General features: G+C 74.2%; 21 protein-coding genes and 1 pseudogene. 15 read left to right on the top strand and 7 right to left on the bottom strand.

Features of this window, described 5'->3' with window-relative positions; all coding sequences use genetic code 11:
- Positions 1-44: 44 nt before the first annotated feature.
- Positions 45-1,253 carry an MFS transporter gene (locus ACIA6C_RS18075; protein WP_399276917.1) on the top strand — a complete coding sequence of 403 codons (1,209 nt, stop codon included), beginning with the start codon at positions 45-47 and terminating at the stop codon, positions 1,251-1,253.
- A 4-nt stretch (positions 1,254-1,257) separates the two neighbouring features.
- Here the strand turns inward: ACIA6C_RS18075 and ACIA6C_RS18070 are convergent, their stop codons facing one another.
- Positions 1,258-1,986 (bottom strand): CatB-related O-acetyltransferase, encoded by a 729-nt coding sequence (locus ACIA6C_RS18070; protein ID WP_399276915.1) that lies wholly within the window; start codon positions 1,984-1,986, stop codon positions 1,258-1,260.
- Here ACIA6C_RS18070 and ACIA6C_RS18065 point away from each other — a divergent pair.
- Together ACIA6C_RS18065 and ACIA6C_RS18060 are read left to right on the top strand one after the other, a co-directional pair.
- A complete protein-coding gene (locus ACIA6C_RS18065) occupies positions 1,985-2,335 on the top strand; it encodes a PRC-barrel domain-containing protein (protein ID WP_399276913.1) in 351 nt (116 codons plus the stop codon). The genes ACIA6C_RS18070 and ACIA6C_RS18065 overlap by 2 nt on opposite strands.
- Before the next feature lie 81 nt (positions 2,336-2,416).
- The gene (locus ACIA6C_RS18060) at positions 2,417-4,639 is read left to right on the top strand and encodes an FUSC family protein (protein WP_399276911.1); all 2,223 of its coding nucleotides are present in this window, start codon (positions 2,417-2,419) and stop codon (positions 4,637-4,639) included.
- On the opposite strand, the gene ACIA6C_RS18055 is transcribed toward ACIA6C_RS18060, so the two are convergent.
- On the bottom strand, positions 4,575-5,939 hold the full coding sequence (locus ACIA6C_RS18055; RefSeq protein ID WP_399276909.1) for an RNA polymerase sigma factor: 1,365 nt from the start codon (positions 5,937-5,939) through the stop codon (positions 4,575-4,577). The genes ACIA6C_RS18060 and ACIA6C_RS18055 overlap by 65 nt on opposite strands.
- Positions 5,936-6,337 carry a YciI family protein gene (locus ACIA6C_RS18050; protein ID WP_399276907.1) on the bottom strand — a complete coding sequence of 134 codons (402 nt, stop codon included), beginning with the start codon at positions 6,335-6,337 and terminating at the stop codon, positions 5,936-5,938. Before ACIA6C_RS18050 ends, ACIA6C_RS18055 begins: the two co-directional genes overlap by 4 nt.
- Positions 6,338-6,582: 245 nt before the next feature.
- On the opposite strand from ACIA6C_RS18050, the gene ACIA6C_RS18045 reads away from it, so the two are divergent.
- Entirely contained in the window at positions 6,583-8,190 is a 1,608-nt protein-coding gene (locus tag ACIA6C_RS18045) for a PHB depolymerase family esterase (RefSeq protein WP_399276905.1), read from the top strand.
- Positions 8,191-8,285: 95 nt separating this feature from the next.
- Entirely contained in the window at positions 8,286-8,525 is a 240-nt protein-coding gene (locus ACIA6C_RS18040; RefSeq protein ID WP_361126583.1) for a hypothetical protein, read from the top strand.
- Between the two features lie 151 nt (positions 8,526-8,676).
- On the opposite strand, the gene ACIA6C_RS18035 is transcribed toward ACIA6C_RS18040, so the two are convergent.
- Positions 8,677-9,660, bottom strand: a complete 984-nt coding sequence (locus ACIA6C_RS18035; RefSeq protein WP_399276903.1) for an aldo/keto reductase — start codon at positions 9,658-9,660, stop codon at positions 8,677-8,679.
- Positions 9,661-9,779: 119 nt separating this feature from the next.
- Between ACIA6C_RS18035 and ACIA6C_RS18030 the strand changes: the two genes are divergently transcribed.
- From ACIA6C_RS18030 to ACIA6C_RS18005, 6 genes and pseudogenes are all read left to right on the top strand, one after another.
- Complete coding sequence (locus ACIA6C_RS18030) at positions 9,780-10,370, top strand: TetR family transcriptional regulator (protein WP_399276901.1); 591 nt, start codon at positions 9,780-9,782, stop codon at positions 10,368-10,370.
- Between the two features lie 23 nt (positions 10,371-10,393).
- The gene (locus ACIA6C_RS18025) at positions 10,394-11,020 is read left to right on the top strand and encodes a nucleoside/nucleotide kinase family protein (RefSeq protein ID WP_399276899.1); all 627 of its coding nucleotides are present in this window, start codon (positions 10,394-10,396) and stop codon (positions 11,018-11,020) included.
- Positions 11,021-11,204: 184 nt separating this feature from the next.
- Positions 11,205-12,246, top strand: a pseudogene (locus tag ACIA6C_RS18020) (type III polyketide synthase); the annotation flags it as partial.
- Positions 12,225-13,598 (top strand): cytochrome P450, encoded by a 1,374-nt coding sequence (locus tag ACIA6C_RS18015; protein ID WP_399277303.1) that lies wholly within the window; start codon positions 12,225-12,227, stop codon positions 13,596-13,598. The pseudogene ACIA6C_RS18020 and the gene ACIA6C_RS18015, both read left to right, overlap by 22 nt.
- A 35-nt stretch (positions 13,599-13,633) precedes the next feature.
- Entirely contained in the window at positions 13,634-14,200 is a 567-nt protein-coding gene (locus ACIA6C_RS18010) for a cupin domain-containing protein (RefSeq protein ID WP_399276897.1), read from the top strand.
- A complete protein-coding gene (locus ACIA6C_RS18005) occupies positions 14,197-15,504 on the top strand; it encodes a cytochrome P450 (RefSeq protein ID WP_399276895.1) in 1,308 nt (435 codons plus the stop codon). Before ACIA6C_RS18010 ends, ACIA6C_RS18005 begins: the two co-directional genes overlap by 4 nt.
- Positions 15,505-15,561: 57 nt before the next feature.
- Here ACIA6C_RS18005 and ACIA6C_RS18000 read toward each other — a convergent pair whose 3' ends face one another.
- From ACIA6C_RS18000 to ACIA6C_RS17990, 3 genes are read right to left on the bottom strand one after another with little or no spacing between them, the layout of a single operon-like run.
- Entirely contained in the window at positions 15,562-15,897 is a 336-nt protein-coding gene (locus ACIA6C_RS18000; protein ID WP_361126565.1) for an STAS domain-containing protein, read from the bottom strand.
- Between the two features lies 1 nt (position 15,898).
- Positions 15,899-17,170, bottom strand: coding sequence for a PP2C family protein-serine/threonine phosphatase (locus ACIA6C_RS17995; protein WP_399276893.1), 1,272 nt, complete (start codon positions 17,168-17,170; stop codon positions 15,899-15,901).
- The gene (locus ACIA6C_RS17990) at positions 17,170-17,973 is read right to left on the bottom strand and encodes an alpha/beta fold hydrolase (RefSeq protein ID WP_399276891.1); all 804 of its coding nucleotides are present in this window, start codon (positions 17,971-17,973) and stop codon (positions 17,170-17,172) included. Before ACIA6C_RS17990 ends, ACIA6C_RS17995 begins: the two co-directional genes overlap by 1 nt.
- A 206-nt stretch (positions 17,974-18,179) precedes the next feature.
- Between ACIA6C_RS17990 and lanKC the strand changes: the two genes are divergently transcribed.
- From lanKC to ACIA6C_RS17970, 4 genes are all read left to right on the top strand, one after another.
- Positions 18,180-20,831 (top strand): class III lanthionine synthetase LanKC, encoded by a 2,652-nt coding sequence (lanKC, locus tag ACIA6C_RS17985; RefSeq protein ID WP_399276889.1) that lies wholly within the window; start codon positions 18,180-18,182, stop codon positions 20,829-20,831.
- Positions 20,828-20,968, top strand: coding sequence for a SapB/AmfS family lanthipeptide (locus ACIA6C_RS17980; protein ID WP_361126553.1), 141 nt, complete (start codon positions 20,828-20,830; stop codon positions 20,966-20,968). Before lanKC ends, ACIA6C_RS17980 begins: the two co-directional genes overlap by 4 nt.
- Positions 20,969-21,094: 126 nt before the next feature.
- Complete coding sequence (locus ACIA6C_RS17975; protein WP_399276886.1) at positions 21,095-23,500, top strand: ATP-binding cassette domain-containing protein; 2,406 nt, start codon at positions 21,095-21,097, stop codon at positions 23,498-23,500.
- Positions 23,497-25,275 (top strand): ATP-binding cassette domain-containing protein, encoded by a 1,779-nt coding sequence (locus tag ACIA6C_RS17970; protein ID WP_399276884.1) that lies wholly within the window; start codon positions 23,497-23,499, stop codon positions 25,273-25,275. Before ACIA6C_RS17975 ends, ACIA6C_RS17970 begins: the two co-directional genes overlap by 4 nt.
- Positions 25,276-25,288 lie beyond the last annotated feature (13 nt).

Raw genomic sequence — 25,288 nt, 5'->3', positions numbered from 1 at the left:
GCCTTCGAGAGGCGGCGCCCGCCCCCGCGCCTAGGGTGTTGTCCATGACACGGACCAGTGCCCCCTCCCGTACACGCCGCCCGCGCCGGCTCGGTTACGCGGGCGCCGGGGCGGTGTTCGCCATCGGCATGGCCGGCACGACGCTACCCACCCCGCTGTACGGGCTGTACCGGCAGGAACTGGGTTTCTCGGACCTGACGGTGACGCTGGTGTTCGCCGCCTATGCGGTCGGCGTGATCTTCACCCTCCTGGTGGCCGGGGGCTACTCCGACGTCGCGGGGCGCCGCCCCGTCCTGTTCTACGCGCTCGGGCTGGGGGCCCTGAGCGCGCTGTGCTTCCTGCTGGAGGGCGGCCTGCCGCTGCTGTTCGCCGGGCGGGTGCTGTCGGGGTTCTCGGCCGGGCTCCTCAGCGGGGTGGGTACGGTCGCGGTGCTGGAGCTGGCTCCGCCGGGGCACAAGGAGCGCGCCGGTCTCGTCGCGACCGCCGCCAACATGGGCGGCCTGGGCTGCGGTCCGCTCATCGCGGGGGTGCTGGCCCAGTACGCCCCCGCGCCGCTCGTCCTGCCCTTCGTCACCCATCTGGCCCTGTTGGCGGTGGCGTGTGCCGTGGTGCTCGCGCTGCCCGAGACGGTGGACGACGCCCGCCGGTGGGCGCCGCTGCGGCCGCAGGGCCTGTCCGTCCCGGCGTCCGTCCGCGGCGTGTTCGTGCCGTGCGCGCTGGCCGCCTTCGCCGGGTTCGCGCTGCTGGGGCTGTTCACCTCGCTGGCGCCGAGCTTCCTGGCCGAGACGCTGGGCGTGCGCAACCACGCGGTGGTGGGGCTCGTGGTCTTCTCGGTGTTCCTCGGTTCGACGCTGGGCCAGTGGCTGGTGGGCCACATCGCGGTGGCGCGGGCGCTGCCGCTGGGCTGTCTGGTCCTGGTGGCCGGTCTGCTGCTGGTCGCCGCCTCGCTCTGGGCCGAGTCGCCGGCTCTGCTGGTGGCCGGGGCGCTGGTCGGCGGCCTCGGGCAGGGCGTGGCCTTCCGGGCGGGGCTCACCGCGGTGGGCGACACGGCGCCGCCCGCGCACCGGGGCGCCACGATCTCCTCGTTCTTCGTGGTGGCCTACACGGGGATCTCGCTGCCCGTGGTGGGCGTCGGCGCCCTGACGCTGTGGCTGGGCCTGGTCGGCGCCGGGCTGACGTTCAGCGCCTGCGCGATCCTGGTGACCGCCGCCACGGGCCTGTACCTGCTGCGCCACCGGCCCCCGGCGTCCTGAACCGTCACGGGCCGGCTCCGGGCGGCTCCGTCGCCCAGGAAGCGGCCGCCGCCTCCAGCTCTTCGATGCTGCCGGACATGATCGTGCGGATGTGTTCGGTGATCCGCTGGAGCGGCCAGTCCCACCAGGCCAGCTCCAGGAGGCGGTCGACGTCGGCGTCGCCGTAGCGGCGGCGGACGAGTCGGGCGGGGTTGCCGCCGACGATGCCGTAGGCGGGGACGTCGTGCACGACGACGGAGGCGGAGGCGATGACCGCTCCGTGGCCGATGCGCACACCGGGCATCACGGTGGCCCCGTGGCCGAACCAGACGTCGCTGCCCACCACGGTGTCGCCCCGTCCCGGCAGGCCGGTGATGAGGTCGAAGTGCTCCGCCCACGAGCCGCCCATGATCGGGGAGGGGAACGTCGAGGGACCTTCCATACGGTGGTTGGCGCCGTTCATGATGAACCGCACGCCCGTGCCCAGCGCGCAGAACTTCGCGATGACCAGCTTCTCCGGCCCGTAGTGGCAGAGCACGTTGCGCGTCTCGAAGGCGGTCGGGTCGTCGGGGTCGTCGTCGTAGGAGAACTCACCGACCTCGATCAGCGGCGAGCGTCTGCTGGTCTGGAGGATCTCAGACAGGTGTGAGGGTGCGCCGCTCGGGGCAGGCGGGCGGTCGCGGCAGGGGCGCCCCGCCCCGGAGCCGTGCAGGGGGCGACGGCCGCCCGGTACCGGAAGAGAGGAAATGCCCATGGGCATCAACGTGTGGGGTTACCGCGAGGGGTCGGGCCGGGTGGGCGCCCTGGATCTGACGGGATACAAGGTGGCGGCGGCGGACGGCGGGATCGGGAAGGTCAGCAAGCACTCCGACGAGGTCGGCTCGTCGTACATCGTCGTGGACACCGGGCCGTGGATCTTCGGCCGGGAGGTGCTGCTGCCCGCGGGTACGGTCACCCGCGTCGACGCGCAGGACAAGACGATCCACGTCGACCGGACGAAGGACGAGATCGAGTCGGCCCCCGAGTTCATCGGTGACCAGCACGTCGAGGACCCCGCCTACTACAGCCGCATCGGCGGCTACTACGGCAACCTCCTGGGCTGACCCCGCAGGACGCGCCCGCTGGCGTCCCCGCCCGGCAATGGCACCCTGAAACGGGGGCCGCGAACGGCGGGCGGAGACCAGATGGGCATCCCTACGGATCCGGGCACCGGAACGGGTACGGCGGGCGCCGGCGCGGAGCGCCGGGCCTCCCGGGCGCTGACGCTGTTGCGCACCGGGACCGGCCCCGCGCCGGCGGCGGCCCGGCGGGCCGTGCGCGTCACCCTCGCCGCGTGCGTCGGCTTCTACACCTTCCTCCACGTCCTGGACCGCCCGGTCCCGGCCACGTACGCCCTGTTCGCCGCCATCTCGCTGGCCGTCCTGTCCCGGATCCCGGGCACGGGCCGCCAGCGGGCGGCGCAGCTCGTACGGGTGCTGCCCCTGGCCTGCGTACTGGTCACGCTCGGCACCCTGCTCGCCGTACGGACCTGGGCCGCGGTCGCCGGCATGCTCGTCATCGGCTTCTGCCTGGCCTTCTCGGCGGCCGCCGGACCGCGTCAGGCCGGGGCCGCGCCCGGACTCCAGTTGCTGCTCATCCTGCCGTGCTTCCCCCCGTACTCCCCCGGTGACCTCGGCGAGCGCCTCGTCGGCGCCGTGGTCGGGATCGTTCTGCTGATCCTCGCCGAGGCCTGGGTCCTGCCCGATCCTCCCGTGCCCTCCTACCGCGACCGGGCGGCGGAGGCGGCCGAGGTCGCGGCCCGGTGCGCCGCAGCGCTCGCGGCGCCGCCCTACGCGCTGCCCCCCGCGGCCGCGCAGGAGGCGGTGACCGCGGGCGAGGCTCTGCGGCCCTCCAAGTCCCCGGAAGCGGAGCGGCCCGCCGGTCCCGGGATCCGGGAGCGGGCCCTGGCCCACACCGGTCTGGCCGCGCGCACCCTCCTCGCCCGGCTGCACGCCCTGCCCGCCGTGCCGGAAGGCGTGCGGCCGCTGCCGGAGAGCCTGGTCCTGCTGCGGGCGGTGGAGGAGGCGGCGCGGGAGACCTCCGCGCTGCTGGCCGACGTACCGCCCGCCGGCCGGTCCCGCCCCCGGGATCAGGACGCGGAGGCCGTACGGGCCCTGCGGCGGGCACGCGCCGAGGTGGCGGCCGCCCTTCCCCCGCGGCCCGCCGACCGGCGCCGGCAGGCGAGCGTGCTGGAGGTGGCCGACGCCGCCCTGGTGCTGGCCGACGCGGCGGACATCTCCGTCCGCGGCCGCCGCGCCGCCATCGGGGAGCCGGGCTCCGGTCGTTTCTGGTACGCCCGGCTGCGCGCGCCGCGGCTGTGGTGGCACCGGCTGGCGGCCCACGCGGGCCCGAGGTCCGTGCACTTCCAGAACGCCGTACGGATCGCCGTGGCGCTGGCGGTGGCCCGGACGATCGCGGGGCTGGACACCCTGCCGCACGGCTTCTGGGCCATGCTGGCGGTGCTGAGCCTGACCCGCACCACTGCCGTGCAGACCCGCCACACCGTGCGCAGCGCGCTGATCGGCACCTGCGTGGGCGCGTTGGCGGCCGGCGGCATCCTGACGCTGGCGGGCACGGCGAGCACCGTGTACGCCTTCGTCCTGCCGCCGCTGATGCTCGTCGCCTTCGCCACCGGCCCGTTGCACGGTGTCGGGTGGGGGCAGGCGATGTTCACGAACGTGGTCGCGATGGCGTTCGCGCAGTTGGCGCCGTCCAACTGGCGGCTGGCGGAGTACCGGTTCCTGGACGTACTGATCGGGAGCGTCATCGGGCTGGCCTGCGGTCTGCTGGCGTGGCCGCGCGGCGCCCATGACGAGCTGGGCAGGGCCGTGGCCCGGCTGCTGCGGGCCGCGGCCGCCGAGGTCGCGGCCACCACCCGGGGCGGCGGGGGTCCCGGGCCCGCCGGGGCCGAGGACGCCGGGGAGCCGGAGGAGGCCGAGGTCCGGCGGGCGCTGGTGCTCGCCGAGTCCGCGTACGCGCAGTACCAGGGCGAGGCCCAGCGTCCGGCGGGCCCGGGCGCCGACTGGCAGAGCGCCCTGATGGCCGGGCACCACGTCCTGTGGGGCTCCCGGCGGGTCCGTGCGGCGGGCGGAGGGCCGCCGGCGCCGGGCGCGGAGCGGCGGGTCGGGGAGTACGGGGCGTGGGTGGCGGAGGGGTTCCGGACCGCCGCCGATCGCTACGACGTGCCCGGGAGCGCGACCGGTCCTCCAGGGCGCTCCCCCGCGGGCGCCGGGCCGCAGGCCTCGGACTCCTCGCTCGACGCCCCGCCGCGCTACTACACGGCGGTGGCCTGGCTCGACTTCCTCACCGCGGATCTGGTGCGGATGGCCGCGTCCCATCCGGCCCAGCGTCAACCGGTGACGCCGTGAGGCCACCGCCGGGCGGCCGGGGTGCGTCGGCGGGCGGAGCGGTCTGGTCGGCGCCGTCCTCGGTGGCCGCGAGGCGGGCCGCCCGGAGGTTGAGGTAGTCGCGTTCCGGGAGGCTCGCCGTGCGCCGGGCGGCGGCCCGGTAGTCGGCGACGGCTGCCTCGCGGTCGCCGGCCAGCTCGTGGAGGTGGCCGCGTACCGCGTACAGGCGGTGGTGGTCCGTCAGCGCGGGGGTGGCGGCGAGCAGGGCGAGCCCCGCGCGCGGACCGTCGACCATCGCGGTGGCGACGGCCCGGTTCAAGGTGATCAGCGGGTTGTCGGACAGCCGCTCCAGGACCCCGTACAGGGCGAGGATCTGCGGCCAGTCGGTCTCCTGAGCGCTGGGGGCTTCGTCGTGGACGGCCGCGATGGCCGCCTGCACCTGGTAGGGGCCGACCGGGCCGCGCGGCAGGGCCGCGGTGATCAGCGCGACGCCCTCGGTGATCGCGGCGGCGTCCCAGCGGCCGCGGTCCTGTTCGGCGAGCGGGACGAGTTCACCGCCGGGCCCGGTACGGGCCGGCCCGCGGGCATCGGTGAGGAGCATCAGCGCGAGCAGCCCGGTGACCTCGCCGTCGTCGGGGAGCAGCGCGTGCACGGCCCTGGCGAGGCGGACGGCCTCCCGGGCGAGCGGGGCGCGCTGCAGGTCGGGGCCGGAGCTGCTCGTGTAGCCCTCGTTGAACATCAGGTACAGCACGTGCAGCACCGCGTCCAGCCGGGTCGGCCACTCGTCGGCGCCGGGCATCCGCAACGGCACCCCGGAGGACTTGATCCGCTGCTTGGCCCGGCTGATCCGCTGGCCCATGGTCGCCTCCGGCACCATGAAGGCGCGGGCGATCTCCCCCGTCGTGAGCCCGCCCACCGAGCGCAGGGTGAGCGCGATCGCCGAGGCGGGCGAGAGTGCCGGGTGACAGCGCAGGAACAGCAGGGTGAGGGTGTCGTCGTGGGCGGTGGCGTCCGGCGCGTCGGCGGGCGGGGCGGACCGCCGGTCGGCGGGGGTCCGGGCGGCCACCAGGTCCTCGCGCCGACGGCGCGCCTCCTCGCCGCGCACGTACTCGGTCATCCGGCGGACGGCGACCTGAATCAGCCAGCCCCGCGGGTTGCGGGGGAGCCCCTCCACGGGCCATTGCCGGGAGGCGTCCAGCAGTGCCTCCTGCACGGCGTCCTCGGCGGTCGCGAAGTCTCCGTAGCGACGGGTGAGCACGCCGACGACCTGCGGCGCGAGTTCGCGCAGCAGGTCCTCGACGGTACGTTTCGCCCCGGTCACAGCTCGGTCGGCGGCGCCGACATCACCTGGCGCACCTCGATCGGCATGTTCAGCGGCCGCCCGCCCGGTCCGGGCGCGGCGGAGACCTGCGCGGCGATCTCGACCGCCCGCTCCTCGCCGTCACAGTCCACGATCCACCAGCCGGCCAGGAACTCCTTGGTCTCCGGGAACGGTCCCTCGGTGATCACGGGCGCCCCGCCCTGGTGCGACCGTACGATCCGCGCGGTCTCGGGCATCGCCAACCCCTGGGCGTCGACGAGCTCACCCGCCTCGGCCAGCTCCAGGTTGGTGTCCTTCATGAAGCGGATGTGGGCTTGGAGCTCCTCGGGAGTCCACTGGTCGATACCGGGGAAGTCGGCGGTCTTCTCGCTGAACTGCATGAGCAGCATGTACTTCATGGTCCCGTGCCTCTTTCGTCCTGTACGCCGGCCCCGCCGCGTCGGAGGGCCGCTCTCACGGGGAGGTAGAAGCAGGTTCCGGGATTTCGACATCCCCGACGCACGTTTTCGGAAGAAGTCTGGCGGGTGCGTGCCGCCGCCTCCATCTCCGGGCCGTCTTTTGTGGCTGCCGCGCACATGTCCGCTGCTGCGGCACGCCCCTAACCTCCGGGAAAACCATGCGGTCGAGCCACCCTGGAGGGTCCATGCGACTTCCGCTCAACGCCCGGTTCCGCAAGGCCGTGGCCGTCCTGCTCCTCGCCTGCGCCGCTCAGGTGCCGGCGCTCACCGCCCCCGCGCAGGCGGCGTCGCCCGTCCCCGTGCCCGGCGGGCTGTCCCGGTACGACGTGGGGGCGGTGTACAGCGCGGGCGTCTCCTCGGGCGGCTACATGGCCACCCAGCTGCATGTCGCGTACTCCGGTACGTTCAGCGGCTCCGCGGTGTTCGCCTCCGGTCCGTACGGCTGCGCGCAAGGTGATCTCGGCAGGGCGCTGGGCGCCTGCATGGACACCACGCAGGACCTCCGGCTCGACGCGCTGGAGCGGACCACCCGTGACTGGTCGGCCCGTGGTCTGACCGACCCCGTGTCCCAGCTGGCGGGCGATCCCGTCTACGTGTTCAGCGGCTCCGGGGACACGACGGTCAAGCGGCCGGTGGCGGACGCCCTGGCCGACTTCTACGGCCGTTTCGGCGCCCGGGTCCGCTACGACAGGAGCACGGCGGCCGGTCACGCGTGGATCAGTCCGCTCGGCCCGAACCCGTGCACCGTCACGCAGGCCCCGTGGGTCAACAACTGCGGGTTCGACGCCGAACACGACCTGTTGGGCCATCTGCTGGGTTCCGTGTCCGCGCCGGACGACGCGCCCCGCGGCTCCCTGGTCCGGTTCGACCAGAACCCGTACGCCCCGGGCGGATCGGCCCGGCAGGTCTCGATGGACGAGAAGGGTTTCCTGTACGTGCCGACGAGCTGTGCGGGCGGCGCGCAATGCCGGCTGGTGGTCGCCCTGCACGGCTGCAAGCAGGGCTACTCGTACCAGGGCTTCGGAAGCCGGTTCATGGACACGGCCTACCTGAACGAGTACGCGGACACCAACGACCTGCTCGTGCTGTACCCGCAGGCCATTGCCACCACGACCCTCGACAACCCCAACGGCTGCTGGAACTGGTGGGGTTACCTGGGGGACGCGGCGTACGCCCGGCACGGCGGCGGCCAGATCGAGACGATCATGGCGATGGTCAGGGCGCTCGGCGGCGCCGCGCCGACCACTCCGCCCGGGCAGAACAGCGTGGTGCTCCCGAGCACCGACGCGCAGGACGGTTACGTGAAAGCGGCCGCCGACGGTTCGGGAGCGGCGGTCGGCACCCTGGAGGGGGCGTACGGACTGGCTGTGGGACGCGGCGGCGACGGAAGGTTCAACCGCGCCGTGCTGTCCTTCGACACCTCGCGGATCCCGGCCGGGAAGGAGCTCGTGCGCGCCTACCTGACGGTGGCGCGCGTCGGTGGCGCCGGGGACCCCTGGTCCAGTCCGCCGGGGAACGTGATGGCCGTCGACGTCCGGCGGGGTTGCTTCGGCGGCTGCGCGGTGGAGGCCGGGGACTGGGCGGCGGAGGCGACAGCGCCGGAAGCGGCCCGGATCGCCTCCTCCGCCGCGGGCGACGCGGTGTCCACGGACCTTTCGGCGGCCGGGCTGCCGGCGATCGACCGGTCGGGGACGACGCAGGTCAGGCTGCGGTTCCGCCAGGACCAGACGTCGCCCGCCTACGTCTTCCTCGCCCCCGCCGCCGGGGCGACCCTCACCGTCGAATACCGCTGAGCGCCGGGGGTACGCGGGTGCCAGGGTGGCACGTGTGGCCCCTGGGGTGAACATGGAGCCAGCTGGGCAGGGTGCCGAGAGCGAGGAGGCTGACGATGACCGAATCCGCGGCCGGCGGGTCGTATTCGAACGTGGTCGTGTCACCCGTCATGGCGGGAAGCCCGCCCTTCCGGATCGTGCAGGTCTGCGGGGAGGTGGCCGGCCGGGCGCACGACGTGATCGACGTGATCCACCTGCTCCGGGCCGTCGGCATCCCCCACCCCGATCTCGACGACCCGTCGGTGGTCCGCTGGGAGGGCGGGGACAAGTTCACCTGGGGCCTGCGCGCGAAGTGAGGACGGCCCGCGGCGGCCGCGCGCAGCCTCACCCGGTCGGCCCACTGGTGGCGCACGGGTTGCGGGAGGGGCCGCGGCGCGGGCTGCCGCAGGGGCGCTCACCGTGGCACGCGCCCGCAGGGTCGGCCCCGCCTGCCCGCCCGCCGTACGGTCAGCCGTTCAGGGCCGCCATCAGCTCCGGGGCGTAGCGGTCGCCCGACACGGCCCCGTGCGGGGCGACGGCGTCGAGGGCGGCCAGGTCGGCGTCGGTGATCGTCACGGCGGTGGCCGCGACGTTCTCTTCGAGGTAGCGGCGCCGCTTGGTGCCGGGGATCGGCACCGCGCCCTGGTGCAGCGTCCAGGCCAGGGCGAGCTGCGAGGGGGTGATGCCCTTCTCCGCCGCCAAGCGGCGCACCTGGGCGACGAGGGCCAGGTTGCGGTCGAAGTTCTCGCCCTGGAAGCGGGGGTCGGTGCGGCGGAAGTCGTCCGCCGCGAAGTCGTCCGGGCTGGTGATGGCGCCGGAGAGGAAGCCCCGGCCCAGCGGGGAGTAGGCGACGAGACCGATGCCGAGGTCGCGCAGGGTCTCCAGGACGCCGTCGTGCTCGATGCCGCGCTCGAAGAGGCTGTACTCGGTCTGCACGGCGGCCAGCGGGTGGACGGCGTGGGCGCGGGCGATGGTGGCGGGCGCGACCTCGCACAGGCCGATGTGGCGCACCTTGCCCGCGGCCACCAGCTCCGCCATCGCGCCTACGCTCTCCTCCACCGGCACGGCCGGGTCGACGCGGTGCAGGTAGTACAGGTCGATGTGGTCGGTCCCGAGGTGGCGCAGCGAGCGGTCGGCGGCGCGGCGGATGTACTCCGGGGTGCCGTTGTGGCCGCGGAACCCGCCCTGGTCCGTGAACTCGACGCCGGTCTTGGTGGCGACTGCGGCCGCGTCCCGGCGGCCGGTGAGCGCCTTGCCGAGGAGCTGTTCGTTGATGAAGGGGCCGTATCCCTCCGCGGTGTCCAGCAGGGTGACGCCCAGCTCCAGGGCCCGGTCGATGGTGGCGAGGGACTCGGTGTCGTCGGTGGCTCCGTAGTGGGCGCTCATGCCCATGAGTCCGAGGCCCTCGGCGCCGACGGTGAGGCCCTGACCGCCCAGTGTGCGCATCTCCATGGTGTTTCTCTCCTGCTCCGGCTGCTTCCGCCGAGTAAGTAACTAACTGGATAGTTTGAGCATGCAGTACACCTGGCAGGGGTGTCAATAACTGGATAGTTACTTGCTAGGCTGCCGCCATGGCACGGGACTCCAGCGCAACCAGGGCACGGCTCCTCGACGCGGCCTTCGCCGAGTTCGCGGCGTACGGGATCGCCGGCGCGCGCGTCGACCGGATCGCGGAGGCGGCGCAAGCGAACAAGCGGCTCATCTACGTCTACTTCGGCAACAAGGAGGAGCTCTTCGACGCCGTCCTGCAGCGCGCGCTGGAGACCGGCTCCGAGACGGTGCCCTTCGACGCGGAGGACCTTCCCGGGTACGCGGGCGCCGTCTTCGACCACCTGGTGGAGCGGCCCTCCCTGATGCGGCTCGTGGCGTGGAAGCAGCTGGAGCGCCCCGGGGTCACCGAGGCCGAGGCCGAGTCCTACCGGGGCAAGGTCGCGGCGGTCGAGCGGGCGCAGCGGGCCGGGCGGATCGACCCCGCGCCGGACCCCGCCGATCTGCTGACCCTGGTGATGGGGCTGTCGCAGTCGTGGTTCGGCGCGGTGGGCGGCCCGGCAGCAGGCGAGTCGGAGGCCGGCTGGTCACCGGAGCGGCTGGCCCGGCACCGCGCGGCGGTCGTGGAGTCCGTACGCCGCGTCACGGCACCGGCGCCCGCAGCGCCGTCCTGAGCGGCCGCGGGGAGGCGGACAACATGGACACGACAGAGCTGGAAAACCGGGCCCGGCGCCTCGCGGCGGCGGGCGGGCAGTCGGACGGCGTGCGGCGGATCCTCGGCATCGCAGGGGCGCCGGGCGCGGGGAAGTCCACGCTCGCCGCGCGGCTGGCCCGCGCGCTGGGTCCGGCGGTGGCGGTGGTGGTGCCGATGGACGGCTTCCACCTCGCCCAGGCCGAGCTGGAGCGGCTGGGCCGGGCCGACCGCAAGGGCGCGCCCGACACCTTCGACGCGGCGGGCTACGTGGCCCTGCTGCGGCGGCTGCGCGAGCAGGCTGCCGAAGCCGTGTACGCGCCGGCCTTCGACCGCACCCTGGAGGAGCCGGTCGCCGGGAGCATCAGGGTGGGGCCCGACGTACCGCTGGTGATCACCGAGGGGAACTACCTGCTGCACGGCGCGGGGGTGTGGGCCGAGGTCGGGCCACTGCTGGACGAGGCGTGGTTCCTGGCCCCCGACGACACGGCACGGGTGCGGCGGCTGGTCGACCGCCACGTGCGGCACGGCAAGGACGAGGCGTACGCCCGGCGTTGGGTCGCCCGCTCCGACGAGGCGAACGCCCGCCTGATCGCGCCGGGGCGCAGCCGGGCGGACCTCGTCATCGACTGATCGGACGGACATTCGGGAACACCGCTGATCCCGCGATGACACTTTTGTGTACTGCTGAACGCTCCCGGACCGGTTGGCGGTCACGGCCTGCAAGGATTTGCGAAGGCTGTCCAGCCGCCCGCCCGGAGCGCGTCACCGCGTCCTCGGCGCGTCTCTCCTCGCCACCCCCCTGGGATGCTTGTCCATGGCCGTCCTGTGCCGCCCCGCCGTCGCCGTGCCCGAGTACGTGATCACCGCTGAGCAGACGCTCGACCTCGTCCGCAGCGTCCACCACAGCCATCCCCAACTGGGGCTCGCCCTGCGCCTGATCGAGAACACCGGGGTGGGCAAACGGCATCTCGTGCAGCCCCTGGAAGACACGCTGCGCCATCCTGGGTTCGAGGCACGGAACAAGCTCTACGAGACCGAGGCCAAAGCCCGGGTTCCCCAGGTGGTGCGGCAGGCGCTGGGAAGCGCCGGGTTGTCGGCACACGACATCGATCTGATCGTGTACGTGTCGTGCACGGGCTTCATGATGCCGTCCCTCACGGCGTGGCTGATCAACACCATGGGCTTCCGGCCGGATACCCGCCAGGTACCGATCGCCCAGCTCGGCTGCGCCGCCGGAGGCGCGGCCGTCAACCGCGCGCACGACTTCTGCCGGGCCTATCCGGGTGCGAACGTGCTGATCGTGGCGTGCGAGTTCTGTTCGCTGAGCTACCAGCCCGCCGACCTGGGCGTGGGCACCCTGCTGTCCAACGGCCTCTTCGGCGACGCCGTCGCCGCCGCCGTCGTGAGGGGCGAGGGCGGCACCGGCATCCTGCTGGAGCGCAACGCCTCCCACCTGGTGCCCGGCACGGAGGACTGGATCGCGTACGCGGTGCGCGACACCGGATTCCACTTCCTCCTCGACAAGCGTGTCCCGGGGACGATGGAAGCTCTGGCACCCGTCCTGGGCGGCATGGCCGGCCGGCACGGCTGGGACGTGTCCCGGCTCGGCTTCTACATCGTGCACGCGGGCGGCCCGCGCATCCTCGACGACCTCTCCAAGTTCCTGAACGTCGAGCCGGAGGCCTTCCGTTTCAGCCGGGCCACGCTCACCGAGTACGGAAACGTCGCCAGCGTCGTCGTACTGGACGCCCTGGGCCGCCTGTTCGACGAAGGCGGCGCGCAGGAGGGTGCCCCGGGCCTGATCGCGGGCTTCGGACCGGGCATCACCGCCGAGATGGCGCTCGGCCACTGGACGTCGGTGGAGGAAGCGGTGCCGGTGGGGGCGGCCGTGGGTGGTTCCCGCGCTGCCGGGGGGCGGGCCGCTCCCACGGTCCCGCGGGCCCGCCCGGGCGCCACCACTGCCCTGCAGCCTGCGCCCGCCAAAGCGCCCGCGCCGGCCGCGGACCGGGCGCGCGACGAGCGGAGCGTGCACTTCTGGGCCCCGCCGGACCTCCCGGGGCTCACCTTCGACCCGCTGCTCGCGCGCCTGCTGCACGAGGAGCCGGTGGCCCGGGTGACGTTGCCCCACGGCCGGGGGGACGCCTGGCTGGTGACCCGGTACGACGACGTACGGTTCGTCTCCGTCGACCCCCGGTTCGGCCGCCGGGCCGTCATGGGCCGCGACATCACCCGCCTGGCACCGCACTTCATCCCGATGGACGGGGCGGTCGGGGTCTGCGATCCGCCGGACCACACGCGGATGCGGCGGGTGGTCGCCCGCGCCTTCACCTCCCGTTCGCTGAGCCGGCTCCGCGCGTACGCGCAGCAGGTGATGGACGGCCTGCTGGACCGGATGGAGGAGCACGGCGGACCGCTCGATCTGGTGGCCCACCTGAACCGGCCCTTCCCGCTGGCCATGGTGGGGGCGCTGCTGGGGGTGCCCGAGGAGGACCGCCCCCGGATGGCGCGGTGGACCGACACGATCCTGTCCGCGGCACGGGGCCGGGAGGCCAGCGAACGGGCCAAGGCCGAGATGGCCGACTACTTCCGCCGCCCGCCGGTCCGCGAGGGGAGCGGTGCCGGGGAAGACCTCCGGGGCGCCCTGGCGGACGCCGTCGGCGAAGGCGTGCTGAGCCCGGACGAGGCCGTCGGGCTCGCCGTCCTGGTCCAGATCGGCGGCGCGCACGCCGTGCGCAACAACAGCGCCAACATGGTGTACGCGCTGCTCACGCATCCCGCGCACCTGGCCCGGCTGCGCGCCGAGCCGGAGCTCGTCCCGCAGGCCGTGGAGGAACTCCTGCGCTACATCCCGCACCGCAACGCGGTGGGGCTGGCGCGCATCGCCCTGGAGGACGTGGAGGTGGGCGGGGTCCTGATCCGCGCGGGCGAGCCGGTCTACGTCTCGTACCTCACCGCCAACCGCGACCCGGACGTCTTCGCCGATCCCGACCGGCTCGACTTCGACCGGGTGCACAACCCGCACGTCTCCTTCGGCCACGGCCCCCACTTCTGTCCGGCCTCGACGCTCGCGCGGATGGAGTCCGAGATCATGCTCCGCTCGCTGTGGGGCCGCTTCCCCGGGCTGCGGCTCGCCGTTGCGGAGCACGAACTCGCCTGGGAACGGGGGGCGTTGATCCGCGGCCCCGAGAAACTGCCGGTGACGTGGTGACCAGGCGACCGCACCGATACCAGCAGGAGACGAGCGTGTACGAACTCGACACCGCGCGCGCCGAGGGCCTCATCGTGCCTCCCGGCGGCGGCCGGACCATCAAGACGGCCGCGCAGGAGGTGACGTTCAAGGTGACCGGCGCGCATTCGTCGGTCGCCTCCACCTTCGAGGTGGTGGTGCCGCCCGGCTTCGACGTCGGCGCCCACGCCCACAGCCGCAGCGAGGAGCTGTTCTACCTCATCGAGGGCGAACTCGACGTGATGGCCTTCGAGCCGAAGGTCCGCACCCGCGACGACTGGCGGGAGTGGGAGTCCGGCACCGGCAGGCGTTACGTACGGGCGACGGCGGGCACGATGATCCTGGTACCGCCCGGGTGCCCGCACGCCTTCGCCAATCCGACCGGCCGCCCTGCCAGGATGCTGCTCCAGGCGGCTCCTCCCCCGGACCACGAGCGCTACTTCGAGGAACTGCTCGACCTGCTGAACAGTGGCGGCGAGATCGACCGGGCGGCGGTCGAGGAACTCCGGATCCGCTACGACATCGAACAGCTCACGCCCTTGCGCCACGTCCCGCCGACCGGGCCGCTGGAGGCCGCACCGTGACGGAAGCCGCCCGCCCCGCCCCCGCGCCCCCGGCCCCCGCACACCCCACGGCCGCGGACACCGCCGTGCCGCTGCCGGAGGCGAGGACCGGCGACCGCCCCCGCCCCGGCGCCCCCGCCACCGTGCACCACTGGCCGGTGGATCACCTCGACGCCCTCGACTTCGACCCGCTGCTGCACCGGCTGGTGCGCGAAGAGCCCGTGGCACTGGTCAGGATGCGGTTCGGCGAGGGCCACGCCTGGCTGGTGACCCGCTACGAGTACGTCAAGGAGGTGACCTCGGACCCCCGGTTCAGCCGCGCGCTCACCGTCGACCGGCCGGTGACCGGCATGACGCCCCACAACATCGCCCCCGCCCGGGGCATCGGCCGCACCGACGCCCCCGACCACACCCGGCTGCGCCGGCTCGTGGCGCAGGCCTTCAACCGCAAGCGGGCGGCCGCCCTGCGGGCGGAGACCGAGGCGGTCACCGAACGGCTCGTCGACGACATGATGGACCACGCGTGCCCGGCGGACCTCGCCGGGCACGTGAGCGGGCCACTGCCCGAACGGGTCATCGGCAAGCTGCTCGGCGTCCCGCGCGGGGACCTCGGCCGGCTCCAGCAGTGGCGTGCCGTCATCCTGTCCACGGACGCGTCCCCGGCGCGGAGCAGCACCGTCAAGGCCGACATCGCGGCCTACTTCCGGCAGCTGGCCGACCACCGCCTCAGGGAGCCGGGCGACGACCTGTTCAGTGAACTGAGCGCCGCCCAGGCCGCCGGCGCGCTGAGCCGCCCCGAGCTCGTCTCCCTCACCGTCATGATCGTCCTCAATGCGCTCGACCAGGTCCGCAACCAGTGCACGAACATGGTCTACGCCCTGCTCACGCACCCGGAGCAGCTGGCGGCGCTGCGCGGGGATCCCGGGCTGCTGTCCTCGGCGGTCGAGGAACTGCTCCGGTTCGTCCCGCAGCGCAACGGGGTCGGCATGCCCCGGATCGCCACCGAGGACGTCACCGTCGGCGGAGTGACCATCCGGGCCGGGGACGCCGTGTACGTGTCCTACCTGGCCGCCGACCGGGACCCGGCGGTCTTCACGGCTCCCGACCGGCTCGACCTGGCCCGGGACGAGGCACCGAACCTCGCCTTCGGGCACGGTCCGCACTACTGCCTCGGCGCGGCGCTGACCAGGATGCAGTGCCACGCGGTGCTGTCGACGCTGCTGCGCAAGGCACCGGGGCTCCGGCTCGCGGTACCCCCGGAACAGGTGCGCTGGCGTCGGGGCACGGTCAACCGGGGCCCGCAGGCGCTGCCCGTCGCCTGGTGAGCCGGCGCCCGGCGTCCGCGGGAGCCCGGGGCCCCCGCGGGCCCGGGCGCCCCGGCGTCAGGGGGTCTTCGGCGGGGCCGGCTCGTGGCGGGCGAAGATCTTGTCGAGGCCGACGATGCCGAGGACGCGGGTGATGTTGTCGGGTACGGCGGCGAGCGCCATGGCGGCTTTCGCCGCGGACGCCTTGTTGTGGGCGGTGATCATGGCGCTGATGCCGCTGGAGTCGCAGAATTCCAGACCGCCCAGGTCCAGGACGAGGAGGTCGCCGGGGGCGAGGGCGAGCCCGTCGACCGCCTGGCGCAGTCGCGGCGCGGTGTCGAAGTCCAGGTCGCCGGTGACTCGCAGCACGGGACCGGTGTCGGCGTCTCGGACGGTGATCGTCAACGGGCTCATGTCAGGTTGTCGCTCCGGGAGGTGTCGGGGATGCGGGGAGGCCGAGGGCGAGCAGGGCGGTGTCGTCGTCCAGCCCTTCGCCGAAGCTGTCCAGCAGCCCCCTCAGGGCGCTGATCAGCTCGTGCGGGCCGACGGCGGGATGCGCGGCGGCGAAGTCGCGCAGCGCCTCCTCCCCGTACAGCTCGCGGCTCTCACCGATACGGGCCTCGGTCAGGCCGTCGGTGTACAGGAGGAGCATGTCACCCGGCTCCAGGACGGTCCTGGCGGGGGTGAACGACGCTTCGGGCAGGACCCCGATGAGCAGCCCGCCGGGGGTGGACAGGTACTCCGCCCTCCCGTCCGCGCGCACGAGGAGCGCCGGCGGGTGCCCGCCGGACGCCAGCTCGACGGTGACGGTGTCGCCCACGGGTTCGAGTACCCCGAAAATCGCGGTGCAGTAGCGGGGATCGCCGCCGGTGTACCGCTCGTGGAGGACGGCGTTGAGCGTGGTGAGCGCGGCGACGGGATCCGGGTCGTGCAGGGCGGCGGCGCGCAGGGTGTACCGGGTCAGGGAGGTCACGGCCGCGGCCTGGGGCCCCTTGCCGCAGACGTCTCCGAGGAAGAACGCCCAGCGGGTGCCGTCGATCCGGAACAGGTCGTAGAAGTCGCCGCCGAGCCGCTCCAGGGAGGCGGTGTGGTAGTGGGAGGCGGCCTCCATGCCGGGGACGTCCGGCAGAGTGGTCGGCAGCAGGCTCTGCTGGAGGACCGACAGCGCCTCCTGGAGCCGCTTGCGGTCCGCTTCCGCCTGGGCGCGGGCTTCCTCCGCGGCCTTCTGCCGGCGCAGCAGCTCCTTCTCGTAGGAGCGCCGCTCGCTCGCGTCGAAGACGGTCGTTCGGATGAGCAGGGGCTGGCCGTCACCGCCGGTCTTCACGGTGGAGGTGACCAGGACCGGCAGCCGGGCCCCGCCGGCCGCCTTTATCTCGAAGGCGATGCCGCTGACCTGGCCGTTCATGCGCAGCAGTGGCGCGAAGTGGGTCTCGTGGTAGAGCTTCCCGCCGACCGTCAGCATGTCGGCGAAGCGCATGCGGCCCACGACCTCCTCGCGCGAGCGGCCCAGCCAGGTCAGCAACGTGTCGTTGATCTTGGCGATGGTTCCGTCGAGGAGGGTGGAGAGGTAGCCGCAGGGCGCCGACTCGTACAGGTCGTCGGCGCTGTCCTCCAGCAGTGAGGTGAACAACGCGTCGGTCGCAGCCCTGTCGCCCGGCTGCTCGGCGCTGTGCCCCGTACAGGACATCACCGCAACGCCCGGACGAAGGCCAGGATCTCGGTGGCCGTGGCCTCCGGAGCGCTCAGCTGGGGGCAGTGGCCGGTGGCGTCGAGGGTGACCAGGCTGCTGCCGGGGATGGCGGAGTGCACGTAGGCACCCACCTCGCGGGGTGCGATCACGTCCTGGGTGCAGTCCAGGACGAGGGTGGGGACGGTGACCTTTGCCAGGTCCTCGCGGCTGTCGGTGAGGAACGTGGTGCGGGCGAAGACGCGGGCGATGTCCGGGTCGGTGGCGCAGAAGCTCTCGGTGAGTTCCTCACCGAGTTCGGGGCGGTCGGGGTTACCCATGATGACCGGTGCCATCGCCCCGGACCAGCCCAGGTAGTTCGATTCCAGGGAGTCGAGCAGTTCGTCGATGTCGTCGGCGCTGAACCCGCCCCGGTAGCCCTCGCCGTCGATGTAGCAGGGGGAGGGGCCGATCATGACGAGGGAGGAGAACCGGGAGGGGGCGGCCGCGGCGGCGAGCACGCCGATCATGGCGCTGACCGAGTGGCCGACGAACGCGACGTCCTGCAGGTCGAGCTCGTCGCAGATCTCCACGACGTCGCGGGCGTAGCCCTCCAGCGACGCGTAGCGTTCCTCGTTCCATGCGGTCAGGTCGGAGCGGCCCGAGCCCACGTAGTCGAACCGCACGACGCGGTATTCCTCCACCAGCGCCGGCACGACCAGCCGCCACATGTTCTGGTCGCAGCCGAAGCCGTGCGCCAGCATGATCACGGGGGCGCCCTCGCGTCCGCTCACCGTTACGTTGTTTCTGCGGAGGATGTCCATCTGTACATCCTCCCATCCTGCGGGACGGCCTCGTGCGGCGCCTCCCCTCCCGGGCGCCGAGCGCCTCCCCGGCCGGTCTCCGAAATTCCTCCCCGGGCCGGCCACCCGTGCGTTCTGCACACCCCATCGGTGACAGCCGTGACTGTCGCCGTGCCCGGTCCGGCTGGCACGGTTGATCTCGCCACCAACCGACCGAGGGAGTACGGGTGAACAAGGGGTACGCCGCCTTCTGCGACGCAGACCGCTGGTTCTACGACGCGCCGTACCGGCGGGCCGAGGAGAGCTATCCGGCCGCGCTCGCCCCCGTACCGGCGGGGTGGCGCGCCCACGGCAACGGCAGCTGGTACGCCCTGCGGCCGCTCGGCCTCGAACTGCCCTCCCAGGGCTGGAAGATCCACGTATCGGCCACCCTCGACAACGCCGAGTCCGTCCTGGCGCGTGTGTACGACTACTGCGTGGACGGGGGCATCGCGTTCAAGTTCGTGCCGAGCCGGTACCTGCTGCACCTGCGCAACGCCAAGTACGCCGACCGCGCCGCCAGCGGCAAGTTCCTCACGGTCTACCCGGCCGACACCGAGCAGTGCCGCCGCATCTGCGAGGACCTGGACGGCCTGCTGGCCGGCGAGCCCGGCCCGTATATCCTCAGCGATCTGCGCTGGGGCGCGGGCCCCGTCCACCTGCGTTACGGAAGCTTCACCCTGCGGCACTGCTACGACGAGCACGGCGAGGTCGTCCCGGCGATCGAGGCACCCGACGGGCGCCTCGTGCCCGATCCGCGCGGGCCGGTGTTCCAGCCCCCGGAGTGGGTCGAGCTGCCGCCCTTCCTGAAACCGCACCTCGAAGCGCGGTCCGCCGTCAGCCTCGCCGGCCTGCCCTACACGGTGGAGCGGGCCCTGCACTTCTCCAACGGCGGGGGCGTCTACGCCGGCCGCGACACCCGCACCGGTGAGGCGGTCGTCCTCAAGGAAGGGCGGCCCTACGCGGGGCTCGCCGCGGACGGGGCGGACGCCGTGGCACGGCTGCACCGGGAGCGGGCGGCGCTGGAGCGGCTGGCCGGTCTGGACTGCGTACCCGCGGTCCGCGACGCGTTCACGGTCGGCGACCACCACTTCCTGGTGCTCCAATACCTGGAGGGCAAGCCGCTCAACACCTACTTCGCCCGCAAGCACCCGCTGATCGACGCGGACCCGGCGCCGGACGCGCTCGCCTCCTACACCGCCTGGGCCCTCAAGATCCACGAGCGGGTCACCGAGGCCGTGGCGGCCGTGCACGCCCGCGGGGTGGTCTTCAACGACCTGCACCTGTTCAACATCATGGTCCGCGAGGACCCGGCGGGCGAGCCGTCCGTCGCATTGCTGGACTTCGAAGCCGCCGCACACGTCGACGAGGGGCTGCGGCAGACGGTGGCCAACCCCGCCTTCGTCGCCCCGCCCGACCGCCGAGGCTTCGCCGTGGACCGCTACGCCCTCGCGTGCCTGCGCCTGGCCCTGTTCCTGCCGCTGACGAGCCTGCTCGTCCTCGACCGGGCGAAGGCCGTGCACCTGGCCGCCGTCGCCGCCGAACGCTTCCCCGTACCAGGGCGATTCCTGGACGAGGCCGTCGCGGAGATCCTCGCGGGGCCGGACGGGGAACCCGCCGGGGCGGGGACCGGCCCGGTGCCCGCGCCCGACGGCCCGTACCTCCCGGTGGCGCCCGGGGACGGGGCCGCGGCCCGGCGCTCCATGGCGGCGGCCCTGCGCGCCTCGGCCACGCCGGACCGGGAGGATCGTTTCTTCCCTGGTGACATAGCCCAGTTCACCATCGAAGGCGGTGGCACCGGCTTCGGCTACGGCGCCGCCGGGGTGCTGTACGCGCTGGCCGAGACCGGCGCCGAACCCTGGCCCGAAGCCGAGGAATGGCTGCTGGCCCGGGCCGGGTCCCCGGGCTCGGGGACTCCGCTCGGCTTCTACGACGGCCTCGCCGGCACCGCCTGGACCCTGGAGCGGTTGGGACACCGCAAGCAGGCCCTCGCCCTGGCCGGGGAACTGCTGCGCCAGCCATGGCAGGAGACCGGACCCGACCTGCACAGCGGGCTCGCGGGCATCGGACTGGCCCTGGACGCGCTGGGCACGGCCACCGGCGACGGCGAGTTCCACGCGGCCGCCGTGCGCTGCGCCGAACTCGCGGCGCGCTCGGCCCCCCGGCTGACCCGCGCGGGACTGCTGTACGGCAACTCCGGGCCCGCGCTGCTCTTCCTGCGCCTGTTCGAGCGCACCCGCGACGAGGAATACCTCGTACGCGCCGGGCAGGCCCTGCACCGCGATCTCGACCGGTGCGTGACCAGCGCGTTCGGCACCCTGCAAGTCGACGAGGGCTGGCGCACGATGCCCTACCTCGGCGCCGGCAGCGTGGGCATCGGCATGGTGCTGGACGACTGGTCTGAGCACGCCGAGGACCCGCGTTTCGAGCAGGCCCGGCGCGAGATCGTACGGGCCGCCCGGTCGAACTTCTACGCGCAGCCGGGCCTGTTCCGGGGCGCGGCCGGCATGGTCGTGCACCTGGCGCGGACCAGCACGCCCGACCCCGATGACACGCGCAGTGCCGACCTCGGCCGCCAGATCGCGGACCTGGCCCGGCACGCCGTCCCCTACCAAGGCCATCTGGCCTTCCCCGGCGAACAGTTGATGCGTCTGTCCATGGATCTCTCCACGGGCACGGCCGGCATCCTGCTCGCCCTCGGCAGCGCGACGCCCGGCGGGCGCGCCCAGCTGCCGTTCCTCCCACCGCTGCGGCACGCCGCGGCGGTCCCAGAGCCGGCCGCGCACCACCGCGAGGCCGTGACCCCATCGCACCAACTCATCGAGAGGAACATGACATGACCCTTCTTGACCTGCAGTCGATGGAGACCGTGAAGGAAGAGACCACCGAGGCGGCCCTGCACGGCGGCGGCGGTGGCAGCCAGGCGAGCCTGCTGCTCTGCGGCGACAGCAGCCTGAGCCTCACGACCTGTCACTGATCAGGTAGCTTCCGGGCCCGGGCGGTTCACCGCCCGGGCCCGGAGCCATTTCCTCGAGCCCTGGGAGCCTCGACCATGACCGCGCCCCCGTCCCCGAGCCCCTCCCCCGCTCGTCCAGGCGAGGCTGTGTCCGGACGCGGCGGCGACCGGGCCCTGGTGGCAGCCGCCCGGCACAGCGGTGTGCGCACCGCCGCCGTGGGCGCGTGCTCCGTCGCCGCCGCCGTCGCCGCCCTCGCCGAACCCGCCGTGCTCGGCCGTGCGCTCGACCTCCTGCTGCGCCGCGACCCGGCCGGGCCCTCCTGGACCCTGGGGTGTGCGGCCGTCATCGCGGCCGAGGTGCTCCTGGACGCCGTCACCGCCCGGATGGCCGGGCAGGTGGGCGGCCGCAGCACTGCCTGGCTGCGCCGCAAGGGCCTGGCCGCGCTGCTGCGCGCGGTCCCGCACCACGCGGGCCGCCACTCCCCCGGTGACCTCACGGGCCGCCTGACCGCGCACGCCACGGAGGCGGGGACGGGGCCGGCCGCCGCCGCGGCGGGTGTCGCCTCCCTGCTGCCCCCGCTCGGCGGACTCGTGGCCCTGTTCCTCATCGACACGTGGACCGCCCTCGCCTTCCTCGCCGGACTCCCGCTGCTCTTCTGGCTGTTGCGGTCCTTCGCGCGCGACTCCGGTGCCAGCACGGCCCGTTACCAGGAGGCCCAGCTGGCCATGGCGGGCCGTCTGGTGGAGGCCCTCGCCGGAGCCCGGACCATCGCCGCCGCCGGCACCGTCGAGCGCGAGCGCACCCGGATCCTGCGCGGGCTGCCCGAACTCGGGGCGCAGGGTCGGCGGATGTGGCGTGTCTACGGCGGCACGAGCGCCCGGACCTCCGCCTTGATGCCGCTGCTGCTGTACGTGGTCCTCGGGGTGGGAGGCCTGCGGCTGGTGGCGGGGGCGCTGGGTGTCGGGGAACTCCTCGCCGCCGTGCGCTACGCCGGGCTCGCCGCCGGCATCGGCGCGGTGACCGGCCGGATCGCCGCCGTCGTACGCGCCAGGTCCGCCGCGCGGCGGACCACGGCCGTCTTCGATCTCCCGGAACTCGGCTATGGCGCAAAGGAGTTGCCGCCACGGGGGGCCGGGAGGCTGGAACTCGACGGCGTCCGGGTGGTGCGCGACGGGAGGACCGTCCTCGACGGCATCGACCTCGTGGTGCCGGGCGGCGCCACCCTCGCCGTGGTGGGCCGCTCCGGAGCGGGCAAGTCGCTGCTCGCGGCGGTGGCCGGCCGTCTCACCGATCCGGACTCCGGCCGCGTCCGACTCGACGGGGTGCCGCTGGACGAGCTCTCCGCGGCGGCGCTGCGCCGGGAGGTGGGCCACGCCTTCGACCGGCCCGCGCTGCTCGGGCGGAGCGTCGCCGACGCCATCGCCTTCGGGGCGAGTCCGCGGCCCACGCGGGAGGAGGTGCGGGCGGCGGCGCGGGCCGCGGGGGCGGAGCCGTTCGTGCTGCGGCTGCCGCAGGGGTACGACACCGTCCTCGCGGAGGCCCCGCTGTCCGGCGGGGAGCTCCAACGCCTGGGCCTGGCCCGGGCGTTCGTACGGGCAGGCCGGCTGCTGGTGCTGGACGACGCCACGTCCAGCCTCGACACGCTGACCGCCCGCGAGGTGGAAAGGGCGCTCGCGCGGTGCGTGCCGGGCGGGACGCGGATCGTGGTGGCGCACCGGGTCTCCTCGGCCGCCCGGGCGGACCTGGTGGTGTGGCTGGAGGAGGGCCGCATCCGCGCCACCGGAAGCCACGCCGAACTGTGGCGGGACCCGGCCTACCGGGCGGTGTTCGCCGTGGAGGCGGAACGGGGCCGCGAGGAGGAACCGAACCCCGCGCCGCGGCCCGCACCGTCTTCGGATTCCGAACCGGTCCCGGCCTCCGCGCCGCTCGCGGGCTCCGCACCGGACCCGCATTCCGGGGCGGCTCCGGGTTCGGGGGCGGTTCCGGTCTCCGGGCCCGCCGAGGGTTCCGCCCCCGTTCCGGACTCCAGGCCGGTCGTGGGCGCCGCGCCGGTCGTGGACTCCGCGCCGGACTCACATTCCGGGCCGGGCCCGGGTGCCAGGCCGGTTCCGGGCTCGGCGCCGACCCCGAACTCCGGGCCCGTTCCGGGCTCCAGGCCGGTCGTGGGCGCCGCGCCTGTCGTGGACTCCGCGCCGGACCCGCACTCCGAGGCGGCTCCGGGTTCTAGGCCCGTTCCGGGCTCCAGGCCGGTCGTGGGCTCCCCGCCCGACCCGCATTCCGGGCCGGTCCCGGGTGCCAGGCCGGTTCCGGGTTCCGGGACGGTTCGAGGCTCCGCGCCGGACTCAGGTTCCAGGCCGGTCCTGGGCTCCAGGCCGGTCCCGGGTTCCGCGCCGGACCCGCATTCCGGCGCGGCTCCCGGTTCTAGGCCCGTTCCGGGCTCCAGGCCGGTCGTGGGCTCCCCGCCCGACCCGCATTCCGGGCCGGTCCCGGGTTCCGGGGCGGTCGTGGGGGCGGTGGGGCGGCCGGGCGCCGGCGGCGGGGGCGGGTCGTGAGCCGGGGCGGGGGGCGGGCGCTGGTGGCGGGTGACGCGCGGCGCTTCCTCCGGTCCCGGGTCCGGGCGCTGACCGTCCTCGGTCTCTGGTCGCTGCTGGAGTCCGCTCACACCTTCCTCGGGGGCTACGGCGTCGCCCGCGCGCTCGACGACGGCTTCCTCGCCGGACGGGCCGCCACCGGCGCGGCCTGGCTGGCGGCGGCCGGCCTCGGGGCGCTGCTCGGCGGCTTCGCCCTGCGCGGGGTGTTCGCCGGGCTCGCCGACCTGGTGGAACCGCTGCGTGACGGGCTCGTGCGCCGGGCCGTGCGCCAGGCGCTGGCCGCGGCGGTCGCCGATCCCGCCCGGGCCGCCGACGCCCGGGCGGTGTCCCGGCTGACCCAGCAGACCGAGATGGCCCGGGACTCCTTCGCCGGTCTGGTCCTGACGGCCCGCTCGTTCGTCTTCACCGCCGTCGGCGCGCTCGTCGGGATGGCCGCACTCGCCCCCGTACTGCTGCTGGTGGTGCTGCCGCCGCTGCTGCTGGGACTGGCCGCCTTCCTGGCCACGCTGCGCCCGATGGCGGCCGTCCAGCGGGAGGCGCTGGACACGGAGGAGGCCCTGGCCTCGCGGGTGGGAGAGGCCGCGGGGGCGTTGCGCGACATCACGGCCTGCGGCGGCGGCGCGGCCGTGGCCGCCGAGTTGGAACCGCTGATCGCGGCGCAGGAGCGGCTGGCCGGCCGGCTGGCCGGCTGGGGCGCACTGCGTACCCTCGCCCTCGGCCTGGCCGGACGGGCACCCGTCGTCTCGTTGCTGGCCGCCACGCCCTGGCTGCTCGGGCGCGGGATCACGGCGGGCACGCTCGCCGGTGCGGTGACGTATCTGGTGCAGTCCCTGCTGCCCGCGCTCGACACCCTGATGGCCGCCCTCGGTTCGGCGGGGACGCGGCTGCTGGTCGTACTGGAGCGCTTCACCGCGGCCCCGGCGCCGAAGCTCCCGACGCCCGAGCCCCGTACGCCGGAGTCCCGGTCGGCGACCGCCGGTCCGGCCGGGAGCGAGGAGGGCGTCGTCGCCGCCGAGTTGAGGGGGGTCACCTTCGCGTACGGGCCCCACGCCCGTCCCGTGCTCCAAGGTCTCGACCTGCGCGTGCGGCCCGGCGAACACCTCGCGGTGGTGGGGCCGAGCGGTATCGGGAAGTCCACGCTCACCGCGCTGCTCGCCGGGCTACTGACCCCCGACCGGGGCGCGGTCCTGGTCGCGGGGGCCCCCGCCCGCCCGGCCGGGGGCGGCGGGCCGGACCCGCGGCGGACGCTGCTGCCGCAGCAAGCGTACGTGTTCACCGCCGGCCTGCGCGACAACCTGAGCCACCTGTGCCGGGGGCCGGTGTCCGACGACCGGCTGGACGCGGCCGTCGCCGCACTGCGGCTACAGGCCCTCGTCTCCCGGCTGGGGGGCTACGACGCGGTCCTCGACCCGCTCCGGCTCTCCCAGGGCGAGCGGCAGCTGCTGGCGCTCGGCGCGGCCTACCTCTCCCCCGCTCCGCTGCTCCTGCTCGACGAAGCCACCTGCCATCTGGATCCGGAGGCCGAGGAACACGCCGAGCGTGCCCTGGCGGCGCGTCCCGGCACGCTCGTCGTGGTGGCCCACCGGATCTCGTCGGCCGCGCGCGCCGACCGGGTCCTCGTACTGGACGGGACCCGGGCGGTGTGCGGCACGCACGAGGAGCTTCCGGAGCGGTCAGCCCTCTACCGGGACCTCGTGGGCGTGTGGGACGGGGAGGAACCGGTCGCGCCCGCCTGAGTCCGCCTGCCCG

Origin of the sequence: Streptomyces sp. NPDC051578 (assembly GCF_044454045.1) — a bacterium.
In the GTDB taxonomy this organism is placed as follows: domain Bacteria; phylum Actinomycetota; class Actinomycetes; order Streptomycetales; family Streptomycetaceae; genus Streptomyces.
The sequence above is the reverse complement of the archived record's forward strand: the minus strand, read 5'-3'. Positions and strand labels throughout refer to the sequence as shown.